Origin of the sequence: Lysinibacillus sp. FSL M8-0134, assembly GCF_038069745.1 — a bacterium.
GTDB lineage: Bacteria > Bacillota > Bacilli > Bacillales_A > Planococcaceae > Lysinibacillus > Lysinibacillus irui.
On sequence record NZ_JBBPAJ010000001.1, the window covers coordinates 3,508,877 to 3,532,505 of the forward strand.

24 protein-coding genes are annotated in these 23,629 nt (G+C 35.9%); 6 read left to right on the top strand and 18 right to left on the bottom strand.

The window, feature by feature from the left end:
* The first annotated feature begins 106 nt into the window (after window positions 1–106).
* Entirely contained in the window at window positions 107–754 is a 648-nt protein-coding gene (locus MKY49_RS17880; RefSeq protein WP_322605882.1) for a 3-ketosteroid-delta-1-dehydrogenase, read from the top strand.
* A gap of 41 nt (window positions 755–795) precedes the next feature.
* Here the strand turns inward: MKY49_RS17880 and MKY49_RS17885 are convergent, their stop codons facing one another.
* The 3 genes from MKY49_RS17885 to MKY49_RS17895 all read right to left on the bottom strand — a co-directional run bounded on the left by MKY49_RS17885 (window position 796) and on the right by MKY49_RS17895 (window position 5,503).
* On the bottom strand, window positions 796–2,451 hold the full coding sequence (locus tag MKY49_RS17885) for a GNAT family N-acetyltransferase (protein WP_341386755.1): 1,656 nt from the start codon (window positions 2,449–2,451) through the stop codon (window positions 796–798).
* A gap of 96 nt (window positions 2,452–2,547) precedes the next feature.
* A complete protein-coding gene (locus tag MKY49_RS17890; RefSeq protein ID WP_341386756.1) occupies window positions 2,548–4,236 on the bottom strand; it encodes an FAD-binding protein in 1,689 nt (562 codons plus the stop codon).
* A gap of 127 nt (window positions 4,237–4,363) precedes the next feature.
* Entirely contained in the window at window positions 4,364–5,503 is a 1,140-nt protein-coding gene (locus MKY49_RS17895) for a zinc-dependent alcohol dehydrogenase (protein ID WP_341386757.1), read from the bottom strand.
* 203 nt (window positions 5,504–5,706) lie between these two features.
* On the opposite strand from MKY49_RS17895, the gene MKY49_RS17900 reads away from it, so the two are divergent.
* Entirely contained in the window at window positions 5,707–6,393 is a 687-nt protein-coding gene (locus MKY49_RS17900; protein WP_274797374.1) for a ZIP family metal transporter, read from the top strand.
* Between the two features lie 40 nt (window positions 6,394–6,433).
* Here the strand turns inward: MKY49_RS17900 and MKY49_RS17905 are convergent, their stop codons facing one another.
* The 12 genes from MKY49_RS17905 to MKY49_RS17960 form a co-directional block, all read right to left on the bottom strand.
* Window positions 6,434–7,495 (bottom strand): S-layer homology domain-containing protein, encoded by a 1,062-nt coding sequence (locus tag MKY49_RS17905; RefSeq protein ID WP_341386758.1) that lies wholly within the window; start codon window positions 7,493–7,495, stop codon window positions 6,434–6,436.
* A gap of 677 nt (window positions 7,496–8,172) precedes the next feature.
* Window positions 8,173–8,841 (bottom strand): M15 family metallopeptidase, encoded by a 669-nt coding sequence (locus MKY49_RS17910; protein ID WP_341386759.1) that lies wholly within the window; start codon window positions 8,839–8,841, stop codon window positions 8,173–8,175.
* Window positions 8,838–9,242: a phage holin family protein gene (locus tag MKY49_RS17915; protein ID WP_274794305.1), complete on the bottom strand. Its 405-nt coding sequence runs from the start codon at window positions 9,240–9,242 to the stop codon at window positions 8,838–8,840. The genes MKY49_RS17910 and MKY49_RS17915 overlap by 4 nt, the downstream gene beginning before the upstream one ends.
* A gap of 90 nt (window positions 9,243–9,332) precedes the next feature.
* Entirely contained in the window at window positions 9,333–10,481 is a 1,149-nt protein-coding gene (locus tag MKY49_RS17920) for a siphovirus ReqiPepy6 Gp37-like family protein (RefSeq protein WP_274794306.1), read from the bottom strand.
* 79 nt (window positions 10,482–10,560) lie between these two features.
* On the bottom strand, window positions 10,561–11,928 hold the full coding sequence (locus MKY49_RS17925; RefSeq protein WP_274794307.1) for a pyocin knob domain-containing protein: 1,368 nt from the start codon (window positions 11,926–11,928) through the stop codon (window positions 10,561–10,563).
* Window positions 11,929–11,940: 12 nt separating this feature from the next.
* On the bottom strand, window positions 11,941–12,801 hold the full coding sequence (locus MKY49_RS17930) for a phage tail family protein (protein WP_341386760.1): 861 nt from the start codon (window positions 12,799–12,801) through the stop codon (window positions 11,941–11,943).
* Complete coding sequence (locus tag MKY49_RS17935) at window positions 12,801–16,145, bottom strand: phage tail tape measure protein (RefSeq protein WP_341386762.1); 3,345 nt, start codon at window positions 16,143–16,145, stop codon at window positions 12,801–12,803. The genes MKY49_RS17930 and MKY49_RS17935 overlap by 1 nt, the downstream gene beginning before the upstream one ends.
* 190 nt (window positions 16,146–16,335) lie before the next feature.
* A complete protein-coding gene (gpG, locus tag MKY49_RS17940) occupies window positions 16,336–16,650 on the bottom strand; it encodes a phage tail assembly chaperone G (RefSeq protein WP_274794310.1) in 315 nt (104 codons plus the stop codon).
* Between the two features lie 70 nt (window positions 16,651–16,720).
* On the bottom strand, window positions 16,721–17,296 hold the full coding sequence (locus tag MKY49_RS17945; protein WP_274794311.1) for a major tail protein: 576 nt from the start codon (window positions 17,294–17,296) through the stop codon (window positions 16,721–16,723).
* Window positions 17,297–17,322: 26 nt separating this feature from the next.
* Window positions 17,323–17,664, bottom strand: a complete 342-nt coding sequence (locus MKY49_RS17950; protein ID WP_274794312.1) for a hypothetical protein — start codon at window positions 17,662–17,664, stop codon at window positions 17,323–17,325.
* Window positions 17,665–17,909: 245 nt separating this feature from the next.
* Window positions 17,910–18,221, bottom strand: coding sequence for a hypothetical protein (locus MKY49_RS17955; RefSeq protein ID WP_341386764.1), 312 nt, complete (start codon window positions 18,219–18,221; stop codon window positions 17,910–17,912).
* A 373-nt stretch (window positions 18,222–18,594) separates the two neighbouring features.
* Window positions 18,595–18,993 carry a hypothetical protein gene (locus MKY49_RS17960; protein ID WP_274794314.1) on the bottom strand — a complete coding sequence of 133 codons (399 nt, stop codon included), beginning with the start codon at window positions 18,991–18,993 and terminating at the stop codon, window positions 18,595–18,597.
* A 316-nt stretch (window positions 18,994–19,309) separates the two neighbouring features.
* Here MKY49_RS17960 and MKY49_RS17965 point away from each other — a divergent pair, with 316 nt between their 5' ends.
* Both MKY49_RS17965 and MKY49_RS17970 read left to right on the top strand, forming a co-directional pair.
* Window positions 19,310–19,942, top strand: coding sequence for a LexA family protein (locus MKY49_RS17965; protein ID WP_341386765.1), 633 nt, complete (start codon window positions 19,310–19,312; stop codon window positions 19,940–19,942).
* Window positions 19,943–20,236: 294 nt separating this feature from the next.
* Complete coding sequence (locus MKY49_RS17970) at window positions 20,237–21,136, top strand: 3-hydroxyacyl-CoA dehydrogenase (protein WP_322611067.1); 900 nt, start codon at window positions 20,237–20,239, stop codon at window positions 21,134–21,136.
* Window positions 21,137–21,191: 55 nt separating this feature from the next.
* Here MKY49_RS17970 and MKY49_RS17975 read toward each other — a convergent pair whose 3' ends face one another.
* On the bottom strand, window positions 21,192–21,383 hold the full coding sequence (locus MKY49_RS17975) for a hypothetical protein (protein ID WP_322611068.1): 192 nt from the start codon (window positions 21,381–21,383) through the stop codon (window positions 21,192–21,194).
* A gap of 2 nt (window positions 21,384–21,385) precedes the next feature.
* Window positions 21,386–21,937, bottom strand: a complete 552-nt coding sequence (locus MKY49_RS17980; protein WP_341386766.1) for a sigma-70 family RNA polymerase sigma factor — start codon at window positions 21,935–21,937, stop codon at window positions 21,386–21,388.
* 172 nt (window positions 21,938–22,109) lie between these two features.
* Between MKY49_RS17980 and MKY49_RS17985 the strand changes: the two genes are divergently transcribed.
* Both MKY49_RS17985 and MKY49_RS17990 read left to right on the top strand, forming a co-directional pair.
* The gene (locus MKY49_RS17985) at window positions 22,110–22,268 is read left to right on the top strand and encodes a YvrJ family protein (RefSeq protein WP_274794319.1); all 159 of its coding nucleotides are present in this window, start codon (window positions 22,110–22,112) and stop codon (window positions 22,266–22,268) included.
* 105 nt (window positions 22,269–22,373) lie between these two features.
* Entirely contained in the window at window positions 22,374–22,619 is a 246-nt protein-coding gene (locus MKY49_RS17990; protein WP_341386767.1) for a hypothetical protein, read from the top strand.
* Between the two features lie 59 nt (window positions 22,620–22,678).
* Here MKY49_RS17990 and MKY49_RS17995 read toward each other — a convergent pair whose 3' ends face one another.
* Complete coding sequence (locus MKY49_RS17995) at window positions 22,679–23,176, bottom strand: GNAT family N-acetyltransferase (RefSeq protein ID WP_341386768.1); 498 nt, start codon at window positions 23,174–23,176, stop codon at window positions 22,679–22,681.
* Window positions 23,177–23,629: the final 453 nt, after the last annotated feature.

Consider the following 23,629-nt stretch of genomic DNA (forward strand, 5'->3'; position numbering starts at 1 on the left):
AGGGGTGATTTCCTTTATCGTACAAAATCAACCATTATTTTACGAAAAACAATGTGATAATTTTTATGGTAGAATAGAATAAATAATTCTTTAGGAGATTTTCAAAATGATTTTAACAAAGCAAGAAGCAATACAAGCATTAAAAAAGAACAAGTTCATCGGTTTTACGATTACAACAGGAAATATTATTATGAAAAAGATTAATAAAACCGATTATAATATTTTTGTCTTTGAAGAAGGGAAAGAAAAACCTTTACGTTATGTTGGTTCTATTATGAACGTAATGGCGACAATGAGTGATAAAGCCTCAAATAAAGACTTTTTCATTGTTGAACAGTTACCATCAGAAAATAGTGCTGTAGAAGCTCAAACTACTGAACATGAGGCAACAACAGAAGAAAAAGTAACACCTGTTAAGGAAAAAGAAGAAATTGTTGCTGAAGAAAAAGAAGAAATTGTTGTTGAAGGAAATGAGGAAAGCCGTGCTATCGCTGGCTATGAAGGATTATATGAAATGACGGCAAGTGGTCGAATTATTACGGTCCGTGAAAACCGTGCGTTAGCTCGTTGTAATGATGAGTACGGCTTCCATATTGCACGCTTAACGAAGGATGGCAAAGCAACTAGTCATAATGTTTTTGAACTTTGGAAACAAACATTCCCAGAACTAGAGCAAACTCATTTTAAAGGTGCTTTAAAAGCAAAATATGGTACAGGCTGTAAGCTAATCGATAAACCTGGTATCCACTTTTAATCATGAAACACCCTCAGCTTTTTTGCTGAGGGTGTTGTCGTTTAGAATTGATATATTTTTCGCCATTTGAACAACTGTAAGATACTGATTTTCTCCACTTTACGGAAACCCGCTTGTACCAACTTTCGCCTTCTTTTTCTATCAAACCACGGGGCAATCGTACAAACGGCTCTTCCTTCTCTCTGGACATCAGCAATGATATCAACGAGTTGCTGACTATCATACTCTCTTATATACGACATATTGTCTGCTAGCTCATAGGAATAGTTAGCAGCTTCTTCAGATGCTATTTTATCATGCCTCTTATATATAATTTGATCACCATTTCCCAAAAGTCGATAGCCCCTATAGAAACTTGAAATATAGTTTGCTCGCTCATGCATCTCCGTAATATCCTTCATTGATACCTCTTGAAAGTTCACTTGCCCGAAAGCATATTTTTGTTCTGCTATATAAACATCTAAAATATGTACTGCTAAAAATCGTTGTATTATCCTAACTGAAGCTCTTAACCAATCTTTTATTTTCGCGTGCTTCACAAAATATCGTAGTTCTCCTAAACGGTCCCGCTTCCATTTTACGAGCTGATGATTATTCGTTAACTGATCTTTTAAGCGATCTCGTAAGACCATCCAGGATCGAAGTACACGCTCTTTTGTTCCTTTCGTACTCATAACAAATTTTCTTGTAAAATCAATATGGGTATACCATTCAAACTTGTATGGCTCATAGCCACTTCCTAGATCATAATAACGATAGCCTACATCATGTGTTTTTAACATATTTTCTTTTTCAATAATGCGGCCTGGGCCAAATAGATTGAAGTCAGGCTCATGTCCCATTGCCAGACAAAAATTACGCTCTCTACAGCAAAGGTCAATCGTAAACGCAATCCACCGGCCCTCAAATTGCAGGCTGTCCACCTCTACTCGCAATGCCTTATCGGAGACCTTGGCCAATCGCTCGTAGAACAATCGAGTCTGATTTTCTGTAAAACCACTTTTATCAATTTTCTTTTGCCACCTTCTCGTAAATAACGTAAACATGTCTTGTAAATGATGGTGATTTTCTTCTTGAAATGCTACATGACCAAGTAACTTTAATTTATTTTCCCGACGCTTCAAACTTTTGAATTTTTTTCGATGCTTCTGCAAAAAATTATCAAGTGTGATTGATTGAAAATCTATATAAGGCGTGACAGTCCGAAAAATGGAATGTGGCATCTGATATTCTATTGCAAATTTTTCTAATTCTTGAGAGGTATTTTTACTTTCTAACAAACCATGTAACACCATTAAATAACGCTTGTATTTTTTTGAAAGCTCCTTCAGCATAAAGTTAATGGAACGTTCAAGCCAATTCTTTTCAGCGACTACTTCCATATAAGTCGCAAACCCTTGTCCCAAAAAGCCAAAATGATGCACTTTACCAAACCGTACTGTATGCACTAACGGAAAAAAGGCAACTGCTACTCCTTGATATTCGACTACATAAATCTCAACATTGTCATGAGTACCTAATGTTGTCCACCAAGTTGAGACCCACTCGTACTCAATAAAAGGATTATCATTGTGCTCTTTTTCGAGTATTGTTGACCAAGTACTTCGATAGGGCTCTAATGCTTCAATAGTCGTGATGAGTTTATACGTAAGCAATTTACTATATCGCTCCTTTTTTCCATTATCATCGCCATACATGTTGTAGCCACTATATTCTTAGCAAGAAAATATTAGAACATTTCATCCACGTGAAAGCCCTTCCTTATCACAGTCATAGGAAGGGCTTAGTCAACTTTATATTTTTACAAGTGGTACTTCATCTTTTTTTACGGCGTTTGCCATATGTGTAGTCGCCACAAAGCTTAATGTCATACCAGGCCCAATCGTAGCACCTGGTCCAGGATACGTCTCTCCCATGATTGACGCTGAACAATTACCTGAAGCATATAATCCTTCGATTGGTTCGCCATCTGCCTTAATAACCCGAGCATGTTCATCCACTACCAAGCCTCCCTTTGTGCCAATATCGCCTGGATATATACGTAATGCATAGAAAGGAGCTTTTTTGATCTCTGCTAAATTTGGATTTGGCAATGTTGGGTCCCCATAGTAATTATCATAGGCACTATCACCACGATAAAAATCATCATCATGACCATTTCGGGCAAAGTCATTAAAACGATTTACTGTCTCTATTAGACTTTCAGGCAGCACATCCATTTGTCTAGCAAGTTCTTCAATGGACTCTGCACTTTTCACGATGCCATGATCAAACCAGCTTTTTGGGAAGGCTTGTCCTGGGAACAGACCTGTAAAAATATAACGGCTTTTAGCAGAGGCATCAATGACTATCCATGAAGGAACAGCCTGTTGCGTGGTCTTTTGATGCTCGTACATGGTATCTACAAATTCATGATAAGGAGCCGCTTCGTTCACAAAACGCTGTCCTGCGCTATCTACAACAATCATATTTGGTACGCCCCTGTCCGCTACTAGGAAGAAGGGTTGTCCTTGTGGATCAATAACAGAAGGCGCTCCCCACACTTTATCCATTAAATCTAATGTAGCGCCAATTTTTACACCTGGTTCTATAACGTCACCTGTTTGTCCCTCTGGTGAAGAAGTCCATGCAGCGTTCGTTGGGCTTGGTAAATATTGTTCTCGAAGTGCTTGGTTGTGTGAAAAGCCGCCTGATGAAAGAACAACACCTTTCTTTGCCTCAATTCGCAGCTCTTGTCCATCTCGTTCCACAATGATCCCCATCACTCGACCCTTATCCATCATAAAATCTTTAAAGGCCGTTGATAGCCAAAGCTCACCATTTGCCTCCGCTAGCGATAGTCGTAAACGTGCTACTAAAGCTTCACCTAACGCAACTGGCTCACTTTTTGTCACCTTTGATTTTACTAGGCGCATGCCTAATTTCAGTGCAGTTGTTTTACCTTTTAACGTCCGTGTTATCATATTAACTTTATGAAACTCATAGCTATTCATTGTAAAGCCCTTAGTTGATAGAGTTGCTCGACGCATAGTATGCGCTAAAGAGCCCATTTTCGTTAAATCGAAAATTAGTGGTTCAATGGAACGTCCCTGAGACAAGCCCCCTGGTTTTTCTGGATAGTAGTCCGAGTAACCTTTTGCATATTGGAAACGCATATGCTTAGTTTTATTGTATAAAAATCGCAACATTTCTGGGCCTCTTGTAATATAGGCCTCCTTTAAAGCTTCAGGCACTCGATCACCAACTGTTGAATCTAAATATTGGCGTGCAAGTTCATGTGTATCTGGAACACCTGCACCTTTAATAACATGATTATTCGGAATCCATAAGGCACCGCCTGAAATAGCAGAAGCACCACCATAGCGATCCGTTTTTTCAATTACTAATGATTTCAAACCTTGTAACTTTGCTGTTAAACCTGCTGTCAATCCCGCAGCTCCAGAGCCTACTACAACTACATCATAACTTGCATCCCATTTCATTCAACCATTCCTCCCTTAATGAGCTAAATCGATGAATCTGGTCTTCCTATTAAAAAGTATAGAATTAAACTAATATTCAGTCAATTTTTCCATCCCAACATTAAAAAAAGGAGCGTCGACGCTCCCTTTAAGGTTTTAAAATCACTTTAATACAGTTATCTTCACGGTTACTAAATAGTTGATAGGCTTTACTTGCTTCCTCTAATGGTAGCTTATGTGTAATTATGTCAGTCGGATCAAACTTTCCTGCAGTGATTAAATCAAATAATTTTGGCATGAGATGAATAACAGGTGCCTGGCCCATTTTTAGAGATATATTACGTTCAAACAGATGTCCTAATGGAAATTGATTGTACTTAGCGCCATAAACACCTGTAATTTGGATTGTGCCAAATTTGCGTACTGCATCCATTGCAATTCGCAGTGGGCTTAATGTTCCTCCTTGTACTTTCATTTTTTGTCCTATAGCTTCTAAAGGTGTTTTTTTCCCATCCATACCAACGCAATCAATGACAACATCTGCTCCACCTTTCGTTATTTCACGAATATAAAAAGCCACTTCATCGTAATCGTCTAAATTAATAATTTCAACATTGTTCATTTTTTTCGCGTGGGCTAAGCGATAGCTAATATAATCAACAGCAATTACTCGCTTTGCACCCTTCATCCATGCAAATTTCTGTGTCAATAAGCCCACTGGTCCACAACCTAACACCACCACTGTATCGCCCTTTTTAACTCCCGCATTTTCCACACTCCAATAGGCAGTTGGTACAATGTCCGATATAAATAAAAGTGCTTCATCCTCTAGCTCACAAGAGTCAGGAATGACAAAGGGCATAAAATTGCCATAGGGAACATGTAAAAATTCAGCTTGTCCACCAGGATAATTACCATAACGCTGGGTAAAGCCTACGTACCCTCCTGAATCTACTCCAAGATTGTCATTGGAATGATCACATTGACTTTCCATAGCATTGTTACAATAAAAGCAATCTCCGCACGATACATTAAAAGGTAGGATTACACGGTCCCCCTTTTTCACCTTGGTCACATCTGACCCCACTTCTTCTACAATGCCCATTGGCTCATGTCCAATCACATAATCTTTATACGTAGGAATAGCTCCCTGGTAAATATGCAAATCTGAACCACAAATGGCTGTCGAGGTAATACGGACAATGATATCATCCTTCTTTTTAATAGCTGGGTCCTCTACATTTTTAACTTGAATGTCTTTAATCCCTTGATATGTTACTGCCTTCATGTCAACATCTCCCTTTTACAAATTATCAAGCATCGATTCTGACACTATTCTCTCCTTCTCTACCCGACAGTATGCACAACAAACTTCCTTTATAGATTGTATACAGCCAAGTGGACAGAAAGCATAATCGTTTCTAGTTAGCATATATTTGGTAAAACAGCTTTTAGTTTAAGATAGGGCGGAGGAATTTACAGGTGAGTGCAATGATTCTTGGTGGATTTCTATTTTTTAGTGTGAGCATAGGAGGCGCGATTGCCTGGATTTTCTCTAAGCTATTTCAGCATACAACGCAAGGGCTATCTTTATTATGCGGGGGTTTTTTAGTCGGCTTACTGGTGCTAGATATCATCCCTTCTTCCTTTCAAATCTATCAGTCTTTCGGAGTCATTCTTGGTATTTTTATTGGTTACTTCATCTTTCAGTTATTAGATACCCTATTTCATGCTTCCCATGCACAAAATCCCTCAGTCTCTCTATTAACGCTAGCTATGATTATCCATACTATTCCCATTAGTCTCACCGTCGGCAATTTACTAGGAAACGCTGCATTAAGTATTTCGCTCACTGCGTCCATCATTCTTCATCATGTGCCAGAAGGTTTTGCTCTATCGACTGCACTCATTTCACAGGGTGAAAGGCTTTGGAGACTTTTTATTTATTTCTTTATCTTCTCTATTTTCTTTAGTCTTTTCATTTGGCTTGGACAATATTGGGCCTTAACCGAAAAGGCACAGGGCATTTTAATGGGGATTTCCATTGGATTGATTGCGACGGCCAGTATTTCTGAATTCATTTTGCATCAAATCCAAAAAGTCTCCTTCCGATCATTTTTTATGTATCTTTTCTTAGGCTATTTTCTCAGCTATATTTTCCATATTCTCGTTGAATAAAAAGGGGTGTCTCTATGGATATGAGACACCCCCTTTCCTATTAAGCTTCTTCACTCAATAGCAATAAAGTCATTGTTAAAATTTTTGAAACCTCTGCACGAGTTAGATTGCCTTTTGGATTAAATTTGCCATTCGTGCCATTTAATATTCCTAAATGCTGCAATAGACCAATAGCTTCTACTGTTTCTTTACGCATTTGGTTTTTATCTGTAAATGTGTTGTTTTTACTTACTTGAGAGAGGTCAACTTCCATTGCTGTTAAGTACCTAGCAGTGATATAGGCCATTTCTTCGCGTGTAACAGGCTTTTTCGGCTGGAATTTGTCGCCGTCGAAAATATCTATTAAACCATATTCTTCAAGAATAGCTACTTCCTTTGCACCCCAGAAACCATTCAGATCCGTATAAGAAGCAGGACCCTCATAATCTTCATTCACATTTAAGCCAGAGGCACGGAAAATAATAGCTGCCAGTTCTCCACGAGTCACTTGACCATTTGGATTAAACGAAGTTGCCGTTGTGCCATTAATGATGTCTGTTTGATAGAGCAACTGGATATAGCTCTCAGCCCAATGCCCAATAGCATCCTTGAAATAACCACCTGGTTTTAACTCAACATCTGCACGACCAAAAACCATGATCATCCCATTTAAATCTTCAGCACTAACCGCTTCCCATTTACCAGCAGTATAGATTTCACTCTTGAAGCCATTTCCAGTTTGTGTGATTTTTATTTGGATGGCATTCCCGAATATTCTCTTAAATTCCTCATAGTTTTCCTTAAATTCTTTTTCTCCCTCAGGATAAAGATTTGTACCATCTTTGTAGGATTGAAGAATCGCCTCTAACGAAACCTTTACCGTAATACTATTTTTTGTTGTAACAATCGTTACCTCATTATTTTCAAAGCCTATTTTAGATAGCAGCAACATTTTATAAACATCTTGATAAGACATGGCTTGTAATTGATTTGTGGCTGCAACAGCTTGCTTTGGATGGATGATACTTGCCACATCCACAGCTTCCTGTGCATATGCCTGCCCGCCAAATCCTCCTGTAAAACATGCAATACTTAGTGCTCCAGCTAACATTATTTTTTTCACTGTTCTTCCCCCTTAGATTCATAAAATCAGTGTACTAAAACAACAGTTTGTAAATCTATAATAAAATGTAAATTATGCAAGAATTATATAAAAGACCTATTTTTCACATATTAGCATTTTACTACTTCAATTTTTCAATTCGGAAGGAGTCCAACAAAGAAATACGATAATTTTTTATTGCTATAAGAGAAATTCACTCAAATTATAATAAAACATGTCGCTTTACATGATACAAATGTAACCTAAATTTATGAGTAGGTATAAAGTAGAGGAATGCCCTAAATTTAGTAAGTAGCTGCTTGGAATGGTTATCAGCTTAGAATTATATATCTAGCCCTTGAATTGCAATAGATGGCGGAAAGCTTTGCCCATTGCTGGGATCAATTATAAATAGAATATCTTGTTCAAGTATTGGATTAAAAGACTCCACCATTTTTGGCATCTGTTAATCGTTTATGTATTCATGTCATTAATCGACTCTTTGAGAAAACCATTGTTCAATTATATAAATACTGCATATATGTTGTGTCTTATTTGGAGCCCTGTAGTAACCTTTAAGGGGCTTATAGTACATCATCGTCATACACCTAATCATGATATAAACAACAGGAGTTTCAATGTGTGGTTTTTAGTATGGTAATTAACTTTTAAAACACCGCCATTTGGCGGTATTTTAACTAATTGGCACGTCGCTGTTGAATGGTAATAAATAGACCAAGTAAGTGATCAGTTGTCATTACACCTTTCCTTAAATCTTCTAAATGTGATTCTTGAATAACCCCTTCTTTGATTGCTTGTGCTATATAACTATCCGTTTCTGTACGTATTGCTTTCGAAGCTGGGTTCCATGCTTGAGCCACTTTCGTCTCCTCCTCGTTTTCTACGATAATTAACTGGACTTTCTTTTTACTGCTGATAGGTACAATGACTTGTCCCTCTAATTTATAATTAGCTGGCATCTTCCAAGATTTCGGTACCTCGAAATGAGGTCGATCTTTATTACCTGTCCAATCACCACCCCATGTTATTCCTAGCTTACGAGCAATAGCTCCTACTCGTGTTAAAGTAACTTCATCATACAAAGATTGCGGGGGACCAATTGCAATATCCCATGCAAGGCGTGATGTATGATTGCTACTCAATGTCCAAGTTACAATTTGCCCTGGTCTAGTTCGACCTTGTGCATATAGGTAATTTTGTCTTTCCTGAGAACGATATGTTTCAGTAATAAAAATATTATTTATTCCTTCTTTATAGCATTCTTGAAATAATAAACGACATGCTATTTGAGCCACTGATAGCAACTGATCTAAATCTCTACAAGTCGTTGTTATATTCGTACTCATTTGCTGTCACCCTCATCAGATTGATCTTTTACAATCGCTAAAATATTTTTGATGAAATTTGGTGTTGGCAACCCCATCTTCGTTCCATTTTCGGTAATTGAAATAAATTCAAGGACGCAAAATGCAATAGCTGCTCCATCACCTGCATACTCGATCCCTGGAATCACAAAAGCAAGCAGGTAAATAGAACCTACCAACATCAAATAATAGATTTTTCTAATAATACCATTAACACCAATACGACTATTTAAATTATGATTAACAATTCCCGACAATATCCCAGTAATATAATCTATAGCCATAAATCCTATTAAAACAGTTACGGCAATACCCAAACCATTTACTGAGTATGAAATAAGAGCTCCAATAAATCCACCCAATGTCCCTATCCATTTTTCCACTTCACCACTTCCTTTTTGTAGAAAAGGCCTTCCATATATAGAAGTATGGAAGGCCTTTAGATAAGTTACGAATATTGTTGTTCATATTAGTTATTTTCTTACTTCTCCGCTGATTTGATTAAACTCTTGCTTAATTTTTTGTATAAGTGTGGGTCGGTTGTTTCCAAACGTTGCTTCAATGCTAAATCCTGTAGTTTCATAAATCTCTTTTATATCTGTTATTTGTGCATCCATCGAAATATTCCAATCAGAATTTTGGATGGTAATAACATCCCCTAAGTCATAATCCTTTTGATATTCAAATGGACTATTTGTTAAAACTTGTCCCTCTAAATACTCTTCCTGCATGAATTCTTTTAATTGTTGTTTTCCACGATCAACTAAAGCTTCAGTTATTTTCTCCTGTGATATTAATTGTTGATTTTCATCAACTTCAGCAATATCTCTTGCATCAATAAAAACTTCATGGCGTTTTGTTGATGTATAGTCACCTACCTCGATGATTCGCCGATCCACACCTTCACCTTGTCCAGCAACTATTGCTAGATTTTTGTAATTTAATTCGCTTTCTGTGTAATGCAATGATTTTAAACTTTCAAATTGAGGTGAAAAAATGACGGGTGGATTAACTGATTGCCCTACTGTTAAATTCCTACCTTCCATAACATCAAATATCCACTTTTTATTTTTTAAATCCAGTGTTACATCCCAACCTAACTTACTCGATAAAGAAAGAATGTTCATGTCTTCTGCTAAGTTTTTAAATCTAGTCGAATAACTTAGTTGTATACCACGCTGCTGATCAGTTTCTATTAACAAATGTGGTATTTTTCTTTTACTATTAATCGGATTCACAAGATTCTGATATACATAGTATTTCATTACAGTTTCAGCTGTACCGGTCTTTATATCATATGCATTATTTGCAGGGGGAATGGTAATACGCTGAGCAATAATCGATTTAAGAGAGTACCCCTTAATGAGCCAGTTTTCCGTAACCTTCCCACTTTCATCTAATTCAATTTCTCGATGTTTAATGATAAAAACCTTATTCAAATCTGTACCGATCAGAATAAGGTTATCTTTTAATAAAGTGTTAGCGTATTTTATATGGCGATTTATTCGTAATTCTATTGTTCCTACATCATACCATGAACGATTAAAAAACATGGACTCATAGTTGTCAATTTCAGCTAATATATCCATGTTTAAGGATAATATTCGGATAGGCTTGTTCATCCTAAACACCTTCTGTATTTAACCAATATTTTATCCCTCCAACTTTTTCAATTTCACTTTTTATAAATATTCACTTCTCTCATCCCCAAGCTTGTACTGTAATCACCAAAGTTTGAGCAGAGATTGTTGTAGAAGAATGGTAAGTCAATCTTACACGCACATAATTTCCATCAATAACAGTTTGGTATGTGCCATCAGTGTGAAAATACTTTGATACATTTGCCATAATAATACCATTACTGGTTGCACCACCTGCCTGACGAAAACTAGATTCTCCAGCGGTCAAAGATATGCTTGTTCCTGTCCTTTTTGAATTATTATCATAAGAAAAATCATGACAAATTATATTTGCGTGTTTAATGGTAAATCCAGCATCAAAAAGGAACTCAAGTTGATGTCTTGCTGCTGTTCCTACTTCGAATAAGAAGTATTGTTCTCTATATTTGAATGTTTGAATAGCTCTAACATTTTTAGCAATCGTCGCAAACTCTGCTGTTGGAGATGTTGCCACTCCCATGTCAGTAATAGCGCTTGCGACTAATGCTTTCCCATTACTGACAGATTGCTTTAAACCTTGTAGACTTGGCCCCCATGGTGACCACTGACCATTATAAAAATGTCTGATTTTCATATCTGCTTTATCACCAAGATATGACCTAGCAAATTGAGATCGACTACTATTTGGCCCAACAGTATTATAAAATATTTGGTCAATATACCAAAAATTATTACTACCTTCACTTTGAGCATTAGCATGGTTGGTAATTAAAATCGAATCTAGAGATGTATTTGGATCAGGATAATCCACACCAACTGATTTATCAGCTGCTATAAAATCTGCTTTCTTATCCCATTTTCCACGTTCTCCATCTTGAAGGTGCTTACTGTTGTCCGCAATATGTTGCTTCAAAGCATTATCATCAAAACTTGGCAAAATGTTACTATCAGCCCACGGACAAATATCATTTGTTCCACGTTCATCTACAACAGCTTCAGCTGAAATAAATGTCTGTCCCCCTACTACAAGAACTTGAGCTAAACTAATCTCGTAAAAATTTGCTGTTTGGGTTAATGGTGGTGCAACAGGATTTGCAGACGCTACACCCTTTTTAATAAATGCTTTGACATATCTTGCCTCTGTACTTAAATCCATTCTAATAACTATTCTGTCGATACGACTATTTCCAAGTGACTCCGTATCATGTAGCAATTCTTTTAAACTATCATTTTCATAATAGCGCCCTAATATAAATGCAACCCCTGTGTCAATGGTTGTCATCATATTAGATCCATTTGCTGTAACGTTTAATTGATTGCCGGCTGCTTTTAGAATGCCAGTATTTATTAACGTTTTAAAATAATCAGTAAACTCTTGAGCACTATATTCTCTATCATATGTTCCATCTTCTCTTTGTACTGGATCAAAAAATTTATATTTTTCTGCCATTTCATCACATCCTTATACACTTAAATATCTTTTTTTATACTTTACGTATACCTCAGGATTTCCACTATCAGTAATAAATGCAACCCTATTTTCACCTACCTCTAAGTGAAAGAAGGTTGACTGTAAATCAATGTAGTGGAATGCATTTTCTTTAACACCATTAGGATTCTCTATCTCGACTTTTTTATTGCCAAATGATGTATCAAGAATAAGTTTGTAGCCTATAGGTATTTCTCGATTTACACGAATAAATTCCCCAGTTGTTATATTGGTAATTTGGGGATTTACAACAGGTCCTCTGAACTCTACTACGATTGGTGTTGGTACATCACCATTATTAATTAGCACTTTCGAGTCACCTCGTGTTGCAAAACGTACAGGGAAATAAAAAGGAAATCTAAAATTACTAACAAAGTCTTCTAACTTATAACTTTCAGTAGAAAATGCCTGCCAAAAAGGTGAAGGACAAAGAAAATTAATAATAGTTCGTTGAAATCTTATGCCATTGTTCTCTCTTCCCACACCAAAAACTGGTACATTTTCAACAACTGCTTGAATTTCTCGTTTTGTATTTCCTTTAATGTAAGTGAGCTTTCCAAGCCCAAATTTAGGATTGCATATAGTAACAAGCAGCTGCCGCTGTTCTAACATTGATAAGGTGTTTTCTGCCAATACTGCAACATTTAAAGCTATCGAACGCTGTTGTAGGTAGCTGTCTATATAAGTGCTACCGTCTTGAAATGGCGCAGATTGTGTTTGAATATCAGCACTAATATCCGCTTTCCCCTCAACAGATTGTAATAAGAAGGGCTTTTGATTGGAGAATTTAATGGATTGTCCACGTGCGTTTGTAAATATTACCTCTTCAATCATCAGATCATCCCCCATTCCATTGCTAATTGACGTTGTACTTGTTTATTTTTTCGGGCTATTTCTGACGGTGAAGGGTGACTATCATATATATAAATATTTGTATCTCCATTAGTATAGGTGCGAGATCTATCAATTGATGTAGCTTGGGAAGAACTTATACCTTTATAACCATCCATAGTTGAAGCTAACTGCTGTGTTGCAGTTGCAACCCTACCTGCCATATCATCAATCCCTAAAATTAATCCTTGGCCAATATTAATGCCAAAACTACGCATAACACGTGAAGGACTATGAATACCCAAGTTTTTCCGAACTGTATCTTCAACACTATCTGTTAAGTCATTCATTACTCCTTTTAGATTATTTTTTCTCTCGGCCATTCCAATTTCCCAGCCCTCGATTGTGTTTCTTCCAATAGCCATAAATACTCGAGACGGAGATTTAATACCTAGGATTTCCATTGCCCAGTTTGGAATAAGTCCTGCTAATTCTTCAATTTTCCTACGGACATTCCCAAACATATCACCTATTCCTGAAATCAAACCTAAGACAATGTTTTTACCTATACTTGCTAGCTCAATATTTTTCAAAAATGACTGTGCCTCATTCCACTTTGTTTCGATTTTATTTTTGACCTCTGTCATTTTGTCTTCGACTGTGGATTTCATCTCTTCTATTTTCCTACCAGGCCAAGCCTTTATTTCTTCCCAAATACGTATGGTGTCTGCTTTCATTTCTTCCCATTTATTCGAGGCACTTGCTTTAATATCATCCCACTTTTTTGAAGCATTATTTTTAAAAACTTCCCACTTGGAAAGTACTTCTCCAGTTTCCCAATTTACTTTATTTACATGTTCTTCAGCTTGGAGTTTTGCTTCACTAACAACTTTTTGATGCATAGATTCAGCGTTTTTAATGGTTTCATCTCGTTTACGAGCAGCTTCATCAATCACAGCTTGTGCCTCTTCTGCAGACATGGCACCAGTTTCATCTCGTTGTCTTATTGCCCACTTGTATGTTTCGTTGTATTGATCTTCAGCATCTCGTATAACATCTTCTTTTTGTTTCAAGGAGTTTTGGACAACTTCAGCAGCTTGCTCTGCTGAAATCTTTGAGGCTTCATTTTTTAAACTTTCTAAAATAATCTTTTGCTCTACCTCACTATCAGAAAGATACTTTATTGCATTCTCCTTCATCATTTCTTGAATCAAATTAATTTCCTGTTGCTCTGCTTCTGTTATACTTCTATTGTTTTCAGCAGCATTTTGATAAATTTCTGTAATTCGTGCCTTTCCATCTGTAATAACCATTTGTTGCTTTGCGTGACTCTGTGCAACACGTTCTAAAATACTTGCTTCCTGCTCTTCAGTTAAAGCATTACTTGAAGCAAAATGGTTCTGCATTGTCTCAAGTTCTTGAGCATGATCAGCTTGCATTTCAGCTAACACTTGATCACCCATATCGCTATAAATGGCTATCATATTTGTCGCCATCTCTTGTGTTACTGTTTCTCCAGACCATGCTAGTTGATTAAGTGCCACTGTTGCTTGATCTGATAACTCTAAAAAGCTTCCTACTGACTCTGCAGTAGCTTCAGATACTTTCCCTTTCCAATCTTCCACCTGAATAGATGATTCATTAAGGTCCTTAGTTACTGCATATGCTGCGATTCCAATAGTTGCAAGTGCACCGACAGTAAGACCTATTGGTCCCGTTATTAAGGCTAAAGTAGCCCCTAATGCCGTGGTCGCCCCACCTGCAGCTCCAATTGCCACTGAAAATCCACCAATCGCGGTTACAATTGATCCAATACTTGAAATTAATGTTCCTCCAACTACTAGTAGAGGGCCAATAGCAGCTGCTAAACCTCCAATAATGACAATAGTATTTTGTGTTTCAGAAGATAAACTGCTGAACTTCTCTATCCAGGGTACAAAAACATCAAGAACTTTTTGAATAATGGGAATTAACACATTTCCGATGCTTATACCTACATCTACCAGTTGATTTTTCATTATAGCTATTTGAGATTCTGTCGTTTGATAACGCTCAGCTGCTTTATCAGATAAAGCCGTGTTTTCCTTCCAGGCATCTGTAGAAGAATTAACAGCTGATGTAAGTAAATCCGAAGCACCAGCCATACTTAAAAGTACATCAGTTTCATCACCATTAACCCCTAAATCTGCAAGCACATCTTTTAAGTTAGCTCCACCTTCAGACGATTCAGCTAACCCTTTTACCAATGCATCTAACGCAGAGGCCGCATCTGTTTCGAATGCCTTTTTAAAATCGGCACTAGTCATGTTAGCTACTTTAGCAAAACCAGATAAACTTTCACCGCCATCACCAACTGCCTTTTGAATCTTTTGCAAAACTGAAGTCATAGCTGCTCCCCCAGTTTCTGCATTAATCCCTAGGCTCGACATAGTAGCAGCGAGTCCCATTATTTGAGCTTCAGTTAAACCAATTTTAGAACCTTGCTCAGCAAATCCCATTCCCATCTTCATAATGTCGGAGGCAGCCACACCCATTGTAGTACTCAGATCAACAATAGAAGAACCTAATCGATCAAAGTCTCCTTGCCCCATTCCTACAATATTTGCAAATTCAGCAAACTCTTTTGCTGCCTGTTCACGTGTCATCCCCGTTGAATTGCCCATATCAATAACAGCACGAGAAAATGAAAGTAGATGTTCTTCTGCAATTCCTAGCTGTCCTGCAGATTCAACAACTCCTGCAATTTCAGTAGCACTTACTGGAAGCTCCTTAGCCATACTACGAATTCCACTTTCAAGCTTCTTAAAATTTTCCTCACTTGTGTTTACAGTTTGACGCACACCAGCAAAAGCACTTTCAAAATCTACAGCAGCATTTAGGGCATATACACCAAAAGCTTTAACAGGAGCTGTAATCGTGGACATACTTTCTCCGACAGTCTTTAACTTTCCACCAAGCTCTTGAAATTTGTTCCATTTTGATGATTGTTCACTTAATTGCTGATCAACTTCTTTTAGCTGTGTATTTAAACTATTGTATTCAACAAGAGCTTCATTCACAGCAATTGCTTGTTTTTCTATTTCTTCAGTATTTGCTGAACCTGAGGCTATTAATTCATCATACTTTCTACGTTGCTCCGTAAAATTAAGGTTTGCAGCTTCAACAGAACGTGTTAGAATATTGTGTTTATTCGTTAAACCTTCCACCGAACTTTCATATTCATTACCTAGTGCTTGTAATGCCCTTAATTCAGCTCCCATTGCTGTCAAATTACGAGTTGATTGTTCTATAGAGCCATTAAAATTCGTTGTATTTAAATTAAGCTCAACAGCACTAATTTCTGCCATATTCAATCACCACCTTTATTCCATCACAACCAGGAAATTTCATCAGCTGTGACTTCCTCTACTTCATCAATATCAACTATTAGTTCGAACCAAAAATGAATATCCATTTCGTCTACCTCATGTAGTTTATAACCCTCTTTTATCAATTTTCTATAAAATAATTTAATATGTTGATAAGGAGTTATTTCACTTACTTTCCCTCCTCATCATTTATAATGCTTTTTGTTTCTAGTCCTCCAATGTTAAGAACACTATTAAAAACGCGCATAATTTCATCTTGCAATTTTCCTGCCTCTAACCCATCCCAAACATCATCCATTGTGAATTGGTTCTCAAACACATTGACAACAAAGGCAATCATTTCATCAAACGTTTCAACAGAAATTTCATTTCCTTCTTGTCTCATTTTCTCATTCATTTTTAAAGCATTGCGAAACACTCGGGCTTTCACAAAGTCATTTGAAAATTGTTTTTCTTGTCCATCAATTTTTAACGTAATTTGCATTTCGTTATTCATCCTTTCTAGTAACTTTCTATTCTGAATAAAGAAGAAACCCTATAAAGGGTTTCTTTTTTTAAGGCGTTACAACAGTTTCACTTGGTTTTGCGACAGAGGCAAAGAATGTTTCGGCTGTCACCGTTACTCCTGCATCTCGTGTGTCTACCGTATGTTTAATTACTCCATCAATTAATGGCAATGCCTCACCACCGAATGGATATACCTTGTAACCTGTTTCACCTTTCTTACGAGTCGAATTTGTTTCTTCACCTAATTTCAATTTTGCCTTTAATAGCCAAACAAGCTTAGTTCCCGATTCAAATCCAATAGCAATTGGATTCGGTGTATCATTTGAATTTGTAATGATACCTCCTTCTGCTGACTTCTTATGCCCGTACCAATCTACTAGCACTTCAGTAGGTAAATCAGCCGTTTCCCCTGCAATTGTAATCGAATCCAATTGTGCTTCCTGATCTACTACGCGGTCACCTGCATCTAAATGCGCTTCTGAGAAGTTAGGTGTAAGTGTCATGGAAATAGGCATGGTTAAAGTTTTAACTTCACCCCATGTCTCTGTTTGTTCATTTGTCATTAGTGCATAATGAATACGTTTTAAGCTAAGTTTTTGTGGTTTTTCATTTAAAATTGTCATTTACATGACCTCCATATTTTTGATTATTATTCATCACAGAAGACGAATTGAAGTACCCTGTTATAATGGGATTCACCGGCAATATAAGGCTCATCATATTCTAGAATCCGTTCAAATTCTGCATTTCCCATCAAATGTTTAATACTCTCTGCTAGCTGATGATAGTTTATATTGGACCATACATTAATTTGAATAATCCTCTCAGTTTCAATTTCGTTTCCACCAGCTACAAAGATTGGCTTTGCACTTATTTCTAAAAAAGTAATAAACTGATTTGGTTTTTCGGAATCTTTAGGAAATCCATTAAAAATGATAGGCAAACCTAATGGCTCTAAAATAATAGGAATATGATTCATTAGATCCTTCATATTTATTTCTCCTAACTCATTGAAAAGTTATAAAGCACAGTCAATGCTAGATTTTTAATATATTCCCCTTAAGTGAATGAAAAATTGAACTTCTAAAATAAAGAATCAATTCAACTACAGTCATTCTACAATTGTTGATTTTTTGCAAACTAAAAACGCCTACTGACAATAACTCAGTAGACGTTATCTTTTGATCTCTTTTAATCACGTTTTTTCACCACCTTTCAATAATATTTTTAATACTGCTAGCTACTTTCAACCATATTTTTAATTTCAGCCATACTATTACAAATACTTTGTTTCAATGTAGACTCAATTTTCTTTAACTTATCAAACTGGAAACTATTAACATTTTTCATTTCAAGATATAGTTTCCTTAATTCGCCTTGAAGTTTTCGTATATTATCATCAGTGTAATAACATACGTATTCTCGGCTACAGTTAGGGCAAGAAAAATAGTTTTTTTCAATTGTATGGTTCAGTCTTTCTTTCTTAAAATATTGAACATAGAATTTATAACCACATGACTTATTACATTTTGCATATAGTACTTCCATCCAATCGTCTCCTTATATGAGTATTTTAAAAGACCACTCTATTTTGAGTGGTCTTTAGCTAACATAATTCATGTAAAGTTAACATTTCATATCACAATCTTCTACATTAACATCATATAATGGAATTTCTATACTTTCTATTCAATCATCTGAGTGTCAGTAAAAGGAAAGAAACTAAAAATAATTTTCAGCTAAAATGTACTTCAAATAACCGAACTTTTACATTACCATCATATTACGAGTTAGCAATCCTTTCTATACAATCTAGTTGGTGTCAATTAAGTGAAAGCTATAATTTAGGCAATAGAAAAGACCACCTTTAACAAAAGTGGTCACTCCATTATTTAATATTCATAAGATCCTACTAATCCAATTAATTTGTTAGTTTAATTTCATGAGCAAATTTTATCATCTTCGCAATTTCTGCATGCTTTTTGTAAATATAACTTGCACTGTAATTTAATACTTCCGCTATTTCTTCTAATGTCATGCCATCCACATATTTCAACTTTAATATTTTATGATTCAGTCCACTAAACTTGCTAATAAGGTCCAAGAAATTTTTCTGTTCCATCAGTTTAACTTGCAACTCTCGTTCAATTCGTTCAATACGTTCTTCAAGTTTCGCTCCATCCGATTCAGCAGTAAGTTTTACCCCAGCCAAATCCCCAGTAACCCATCGTTTTAATTCTTTTTGTGATCGCTCAAGGTTATATTCTAAAAAAGCAATTTCATCCTCAATTTGCTGGTAATCTAGTAACCATTCGTACATATATAACACCCACCCTTTTGGATTTCTGAATTTTTTTCTAATTTCACTTTTGAACTGTTTACATTTTATAAAACACCTTTAAACGGTATTTCATGTGAACAACTTACTTCTTCTCATTTCTTTTTTACAACGATATCTATTATATTGCACTTCTAACTCCCCCTATTATCCAAGTAATTTATTAACCATATAACAAGTTATCTCCAATATAGTACCTTTAAACGGTATAGTCAAGATAAAAATACTCTTAAACGGTATTATTAGGTTTACATCACTACTTTTTATCAGTATTATTATTATAAGGTGGTGATGAAATATGGATAACTCGGATAAATTAAAGAGGGTTTTTTCAAAAAACTTAAAACTTCAATTAGAGAAGAAAGGTTTAAATCAAACAGACATGGCGAGGGAACTAAATATACCTGAAACAACTGTATCTAATTGGATGAAAGCTAGTACGTACCCTAGACACGATAAAATTCAATTAATGGCAGACTATTTTAATATAAGACGCTCTGATTTAACAGAAGAACAACCAACAAACTTAATAGAGGTACAGCCTAACTTTGTTAAAATTCCAATTTTAGGTGTGATCGCTTGTGGAGAGCCGATAATCGCACAACAAAATGTAGAAGGGTATATGTACGAGTTTTCAGAATTACTGCCAACAGGTAATATTTTCGCTCTTGTGGCTAAAGGTGATTCAATGGAACCAACCATACCAAACGGCTCTAAAGTGCTTATAAGGGAGCAGAGTGAAGTTGAATACGGTGAAATAGCGGCTGTACTTGTAAATGGTGATACTGAAGCGACTCTTAAACGCGTAAAAAAACAGGGTGATACGATTTTACTTATGCCAGATAACCCCAAACATGAACCTTATATAGTGGATGAGAATAATCCTGCAAAAATTATTGGAAAAGCTATTAGTTTTAAGGTTACATTATAATTTCACAGTCATAGAAATAATAATTAATGAAAAGATAAAAGTAAAAAATTTTATAGATTAAGCATGTCACTCAATTGGGTGACAATTTTTTTATGACTAATTTTTAATGTAAATTCGCACATACTACTCAAATAGAGTTTTTAACTAGCCATCCATTCTTTTTATACTTATATAATATCAGGGGCTATCATTTGATTTTTATTCGAGGGTAGAAGTAGTATGGAATTGTAACAAAGGAATATCTACATATCCCAACTATTATATTAATGTAACAATTTCGAAGGAGGAATTTCGATGAATTATCAAAACATTACGGTTGCAGGTAGTGGTGTATTAGGAAGTCAAATTGCTTATCAGTCTGCGTTCAAAGGGTTCAATGTAACAGTTTACGACATTAACGATGAGGCTCTAAAAAATGCACAGGACCGAATCACAAAATTAAAACCATTGTATCAACAAGACTTAGGTGCAACTCAAGAAGAAGTGGATGCTGCCTATGCACGTCTTACCTTCAATAGTGACTTGGCTCAAGCCGTTGCCAATGCTGATCTTGTAATTGAAGCCATTCCTGAAGTTGTTAGCATCAAAACAGAATTTTATACAAATCTTAGTAAAGTAGCGCCAGCAAAAACAATCTTTGCTACGAACTCATCTACTTTATTACCAAGCCAATTTGCTGAAGCAACTGGCCGTCCTGAGAAATTTTTAGCGCTTCACTTTGCTAATACGATTTGGAAAAACAATACAGCAGAAATTATGAAGCACCCAGGTACAGATATGAAGGTATTTGATGAGGTTGTTGAATTTGCACGTGCAATCGGCATGGTACCACTGCCATTATATAAAGAACAACCTGGCTATATTTTAAACTCATTGCTCGTGCCATTTTTAGATGCAGCTGAATCTTTACTTGTAAAAGAAGTGGCTGATCCAGAAACAATTGATAAAACATGGATGATTGGTACAGGCGCTCCACTTGGACCATTTGCTATCCTAGATATCGTTGGCATTAACACTGCTTATAACATTGTGGAAGCGAAAGCAACTGCTACTGGTGATGACAATATGAAAAAATTGGCAAACCTCTTAAAAACAGAGTATATCGAAAAAGGCAAACTAGGTCGTGCAACAGGTGAAGGCTTCTACACATATCCAAATCCAAGCTTTGCAAAACCAGATTTTCTAAAAGGCTAATGATATCGAAAGAGCAATTGTCCTCTTTAAAAGGATCATTGCTCTTTTCCTTAGTTTATATAAAAAAATCCCAAAAACTAGGTGTATCATTAAATTCTTGCGTTGCCAGCTTTTCAATAATTTTTAATTTGATCTCCTGTTCCAAGTCCTCTCTTTCCTGATAGCTTGTTTGGTGAAGACATTGCTTAATTTTTGGTGTAAAGTTCTCGATAATCATTAACGTTTCCTCATTGTAGTTGTTTTCCATTCCTAGTTCACCTCTTTTCTAAGCATGTGATGAAGTTTATTTAATGCCTTTCGATGAAGATTGGATATATTCTGAGGTGTTGTTTGTAAGCTTTCAGCAATAACTTTTATAGGACTGTCTTTTACATAAATCATTTCTAAAATTTGAAGTTGCTTGTCTGTTAACTTTCTTAATGCTTTAAAAAGCTCTTCATTTTCAACCGTATCTAATAGCCCTTCTTCAATCCTTTCATCTTCCCCTGCACTGTCAAACTCTGATATGCCGTTGTCTACAATTAATAAGTAACGGTTTTGCAATCTTCTCCTTTTTTTATCAAAATCCAAGCTAAAATAATAAATTAAACTGCTGACATATTTTATTTTTCGAACCCTTATATAGTGTGATTGGAAAGTTTCATCAACCATTTTCATATTACAATCGGTTGGATATAAGATAGCATTTTGAACCAAATATAAATTTTTAGCATCAGCCAAAAAACTACTGATAATTGGATTTTTAACCTGCTCTATATTCCTGCGAAAAAACTCTTCTATTTTTTGATGCTCATTACACATTTTCATCACTCCTATAGATCCGCCTTCTTTGATAAATAAAGTGAATATCATATATCTATTATAAACCAAAAACAGAACAAATGTTCTCAAAAATATTTATTCATATTGATTTTATAAAGAGACATTTCACTTTTTGTTGTAAGGCACAACATTAACGAAGGAGGAAGATGACATGATAACACTCGAAACGATTCAAATATGGGTAAGCCTAATTGGAAATTCTGGTTTCCCTATTGCCATCACCATCTATCTCTTTATACGCTTTGAAAAAAAAATTGAGGATTTAGAAGCAGCCATCATGAAGTTATTAGATAAAAACGAGGATTCATAATAAGAATTTACGGTAGCACCCTTTTTAAAGAGTACTGCCGTGTGACTTAACCGTGCATTTGCATACCATATATGTAAGAACAAATAGTTAGATGGGGGGAATTTTATGGATCTTATAGTGACCATTTTTCTCATGCTAGATATTCCCTATAATTACTTTCACGATTCATTCCCCATTATGATTGAATACTTGGGGATTCTTGGATTTTGGCTAGCACTCCCATTATCGGTCATTGTTATCTTGCTAAGTATATGGTTACTTATAAAGAAAGTGGGCATTGTTAGCTCTTTACTTATTCTTTTTACGACAGCCATTCTTTTATATTTTGCATTATATTCATTGTTCCTTTGATACTCTCCATAACCAAATTGAAGCCTTTGAATGTGCATACTTCAAAGGCTTTTTCTTTCTTAGAAAAACAGTACCATATAATCCTCATCAAAATATTGCTGTCCTATTTTTAAGGCGTTTCGCTCTGTTCCAAAAACGCGAAAGCCTAACGATGTGTATAAACCTTTTGCTGAATCATTGGAAGAAACAACTGTTAAATTAATCTGCTCGACATCTACTAATGTCTTTGCTTGATTGATCACTTCTACCATTAGTTGCTTTCCTATGCCCAATCCCCGTTTTTGGGGAGAAACATAGACAGCAAAAATGCTCGCTTTGTGCTTGAGCTTCACTTTATTTGCTTGCACTAATGTCGCTACTCCAAGCAAATCCCCCTGGTTAAATGCCCCAAATGTAAATGTTCCCTGCCCTTCGATTCTACTTGCAAACGACTCAAGCGATATATCCTTTTCTTCCTCAAAGCTAGAGCCAAATGCCTCAGGATTCGTTTGTAGTCCTTCCAATCTCAATTCTCGATAAACTTCGGCCTCTGCTGCTGTTAAAAGCCTAATATTCATTCTTTTCCCTCCCAAAATACTTTTCATTTTTATCGACCATAATGAAGAGCATTTAATGTACATTGTTAACAAATTCCATAAAGTAGGAATGAGGTGAATGGAATCTAACAATATAGCCAAATATTTTTAAACATTACAGGAGCAACGAACCTTACCTACCAGCTACTCATTTACTATCACAGGAAGGAACTATGGCGAGTAACACATGAGGGAAAAGCTCCATTGGTGAACACTTTTATCACCTCCATTTGATTCAGAAGAGCTACATACAGCAATTGCCCACTATTAATCTTATTCAAGAGATTCAGTTGTTGGCTATTCATGAAAGGCATCACTTTACCATCATTCAAGAAATGGCTGTATAAAAAGAAAGGAGGTCTTTGTAGGTTACTTTCCTCAAAGGCTTTTTTATATGTAGTTCATCTTATCAATGTTATATTTCCTTCGAAAATT

Bases quoted from the DNA above. Each gene is read 5' to 3' on its own strand.
- MKY49_RS17880 (WP_322605882.1), top strand. From the start codon at position 107: ATGATTTTAACAAAGCAAGAAGCAATACAAGCATTAAAAAAGAACAAG.
- MKY49_RS17885 (WP_341386755.1), bottom strand. From the start codon at position 2,451: ATGTATGGCGATGATAATGGAAAAAAGGAGCGATATAGTAAATTGCTT.
- MKY49_RS17890 (WP_341386756.1), bottom strand. From the start codon at position 4,236: ATGAAATGGGATGCAAGTTATGATGTAGTTGTAGTAGGCTCTGGAGCT.
- MKY49_RS17895 (WP_341386757.1), bottom strand. From the start codon at position 5,503: ATGAAGGCAGTAACATATCAAGGGATTAAAGACATTCAAGTTAAAAAT.
- MKY49_RS17900 (WP_274797374.1), top strand. From the start codon at position 5,707: ATGATTCTTGGTGGATTTCTATTTTTTAGTGTGAGCATAGGAGGCGCG.
- MKY49_RS17910 (WP_341386759.1), bottom strand. From the start codon at position 8,841: ATGAGTACGAATATAACAACGACTTGTAGAGATTTAGATCAGTTGCTA.
- MKY49_RS17920 (WP_274794306.1), bottom strand. From the start codon at position 10,481: ATGAACAAGCCTATCCGAATATTATCCTTAAACATGGATATATTAGCT.
- MKY49_RS17925 (WP_274794307.1), bottom strand. From the start codon at position 11,928: ATGGCAGAAAAATATAAATTTTTTGATCCAGTACAAAGAGAAGATGGA.
- MKY49_RS17930 (WP_341386760.1), bottom strand. From the start codon at position 12,801: ATGATTGAAGAGGTAATATTTACAAACGCACGTGGACAATCCATTAAA.
- MKY49_RS17935 (WP_341386762.1), bottom strand. From the start codon at position 16,145: ATGGCAGAAATTAGTGCTGTTGAGCTTAATTTAAATACAACGAATTTT.
- gpG (WP_274794310.1), bottom strand. From the start codon at position 16,650: ATGCAAATTACGTTAAAAATTGATGGACAAGAAAAACAATTTTCAAAT.
- MKY49_RS17945 (WP_274794311.1), bottom strand. From the start codon at position 17,296: ATGACAATTTTAAATGAAAAACCACAAAAACTTAGCTTAAAACGTATT.
- MKY49_RS17950 (WP_274794312.1), bottom strand. From the start codon at position 17,664: ATGAAGGATCTAATGAATCATATTCCTATTATTTTAGAGCCATTAGGT.
- MKY49_RS17955 (WP_341386764.1), bottom strand. From the start codon at position 18,221: ATGGAAGTACTATATGCAAAATGTAATAAGTCATGTGGTTATAAATTC.
- MKY49_RS17960 (WP_274794314.1), bottom strand. From the start codon at position 18,993: ATGTACGAATGGTTACTAGATTACCAGCAAATTGAGGATGAAATTGCT.
- MKY49_RS17965 (WP_341386765.1), top strand. From the start codon at position 19,310: ATGGATAACTCGGATAAATTAAAGAGGGTTTTTTCAAAAAACTTAAAA.
- MKY49_RS17970 (WP_322611067.1), top strand. From the start codon at position 20,237: ATGAATTATCAAAACATTACGGTTGCAGGTAGTGGTGTATTAGGAAGT.
- MKY49_RS17975 (WP_322611068.1), bottom strand. From the start codon at position 21,383: ATGGAAAACAACTACAATGAGGAAACGTTAATGATTATCGAGAACTTT.
- MKY49_RS17980 (WP_341386766.1), bottom strand. From the start codon at position 21,937: ATGTGTAATGAGCATCAAAAAATAGAAGAGTTTTTTCGCAGGAATATA.
- MKY49_RS17985 (WP_274794319.1), top strand. From the start codon at position 22,110: ATGATAACACTCGAAACGATTCAAATATGGGTAAGCCTAATTGGAAAT.
- MKY49_RS17990 (WP_341386767.1), top strand. From the start codon at position 22,374: ATGGATCTTATAGTGACCATTTTTCTCATGCTAGATATTCCCTATAAT.
- MKY49_RS17995 (WP_341386768.1), bottom strand. From the start codon at position 23,176: ATGAATATTAGGCTTTTAACAGCAGCAGAGGCCGAAGTTTATCGAGAA.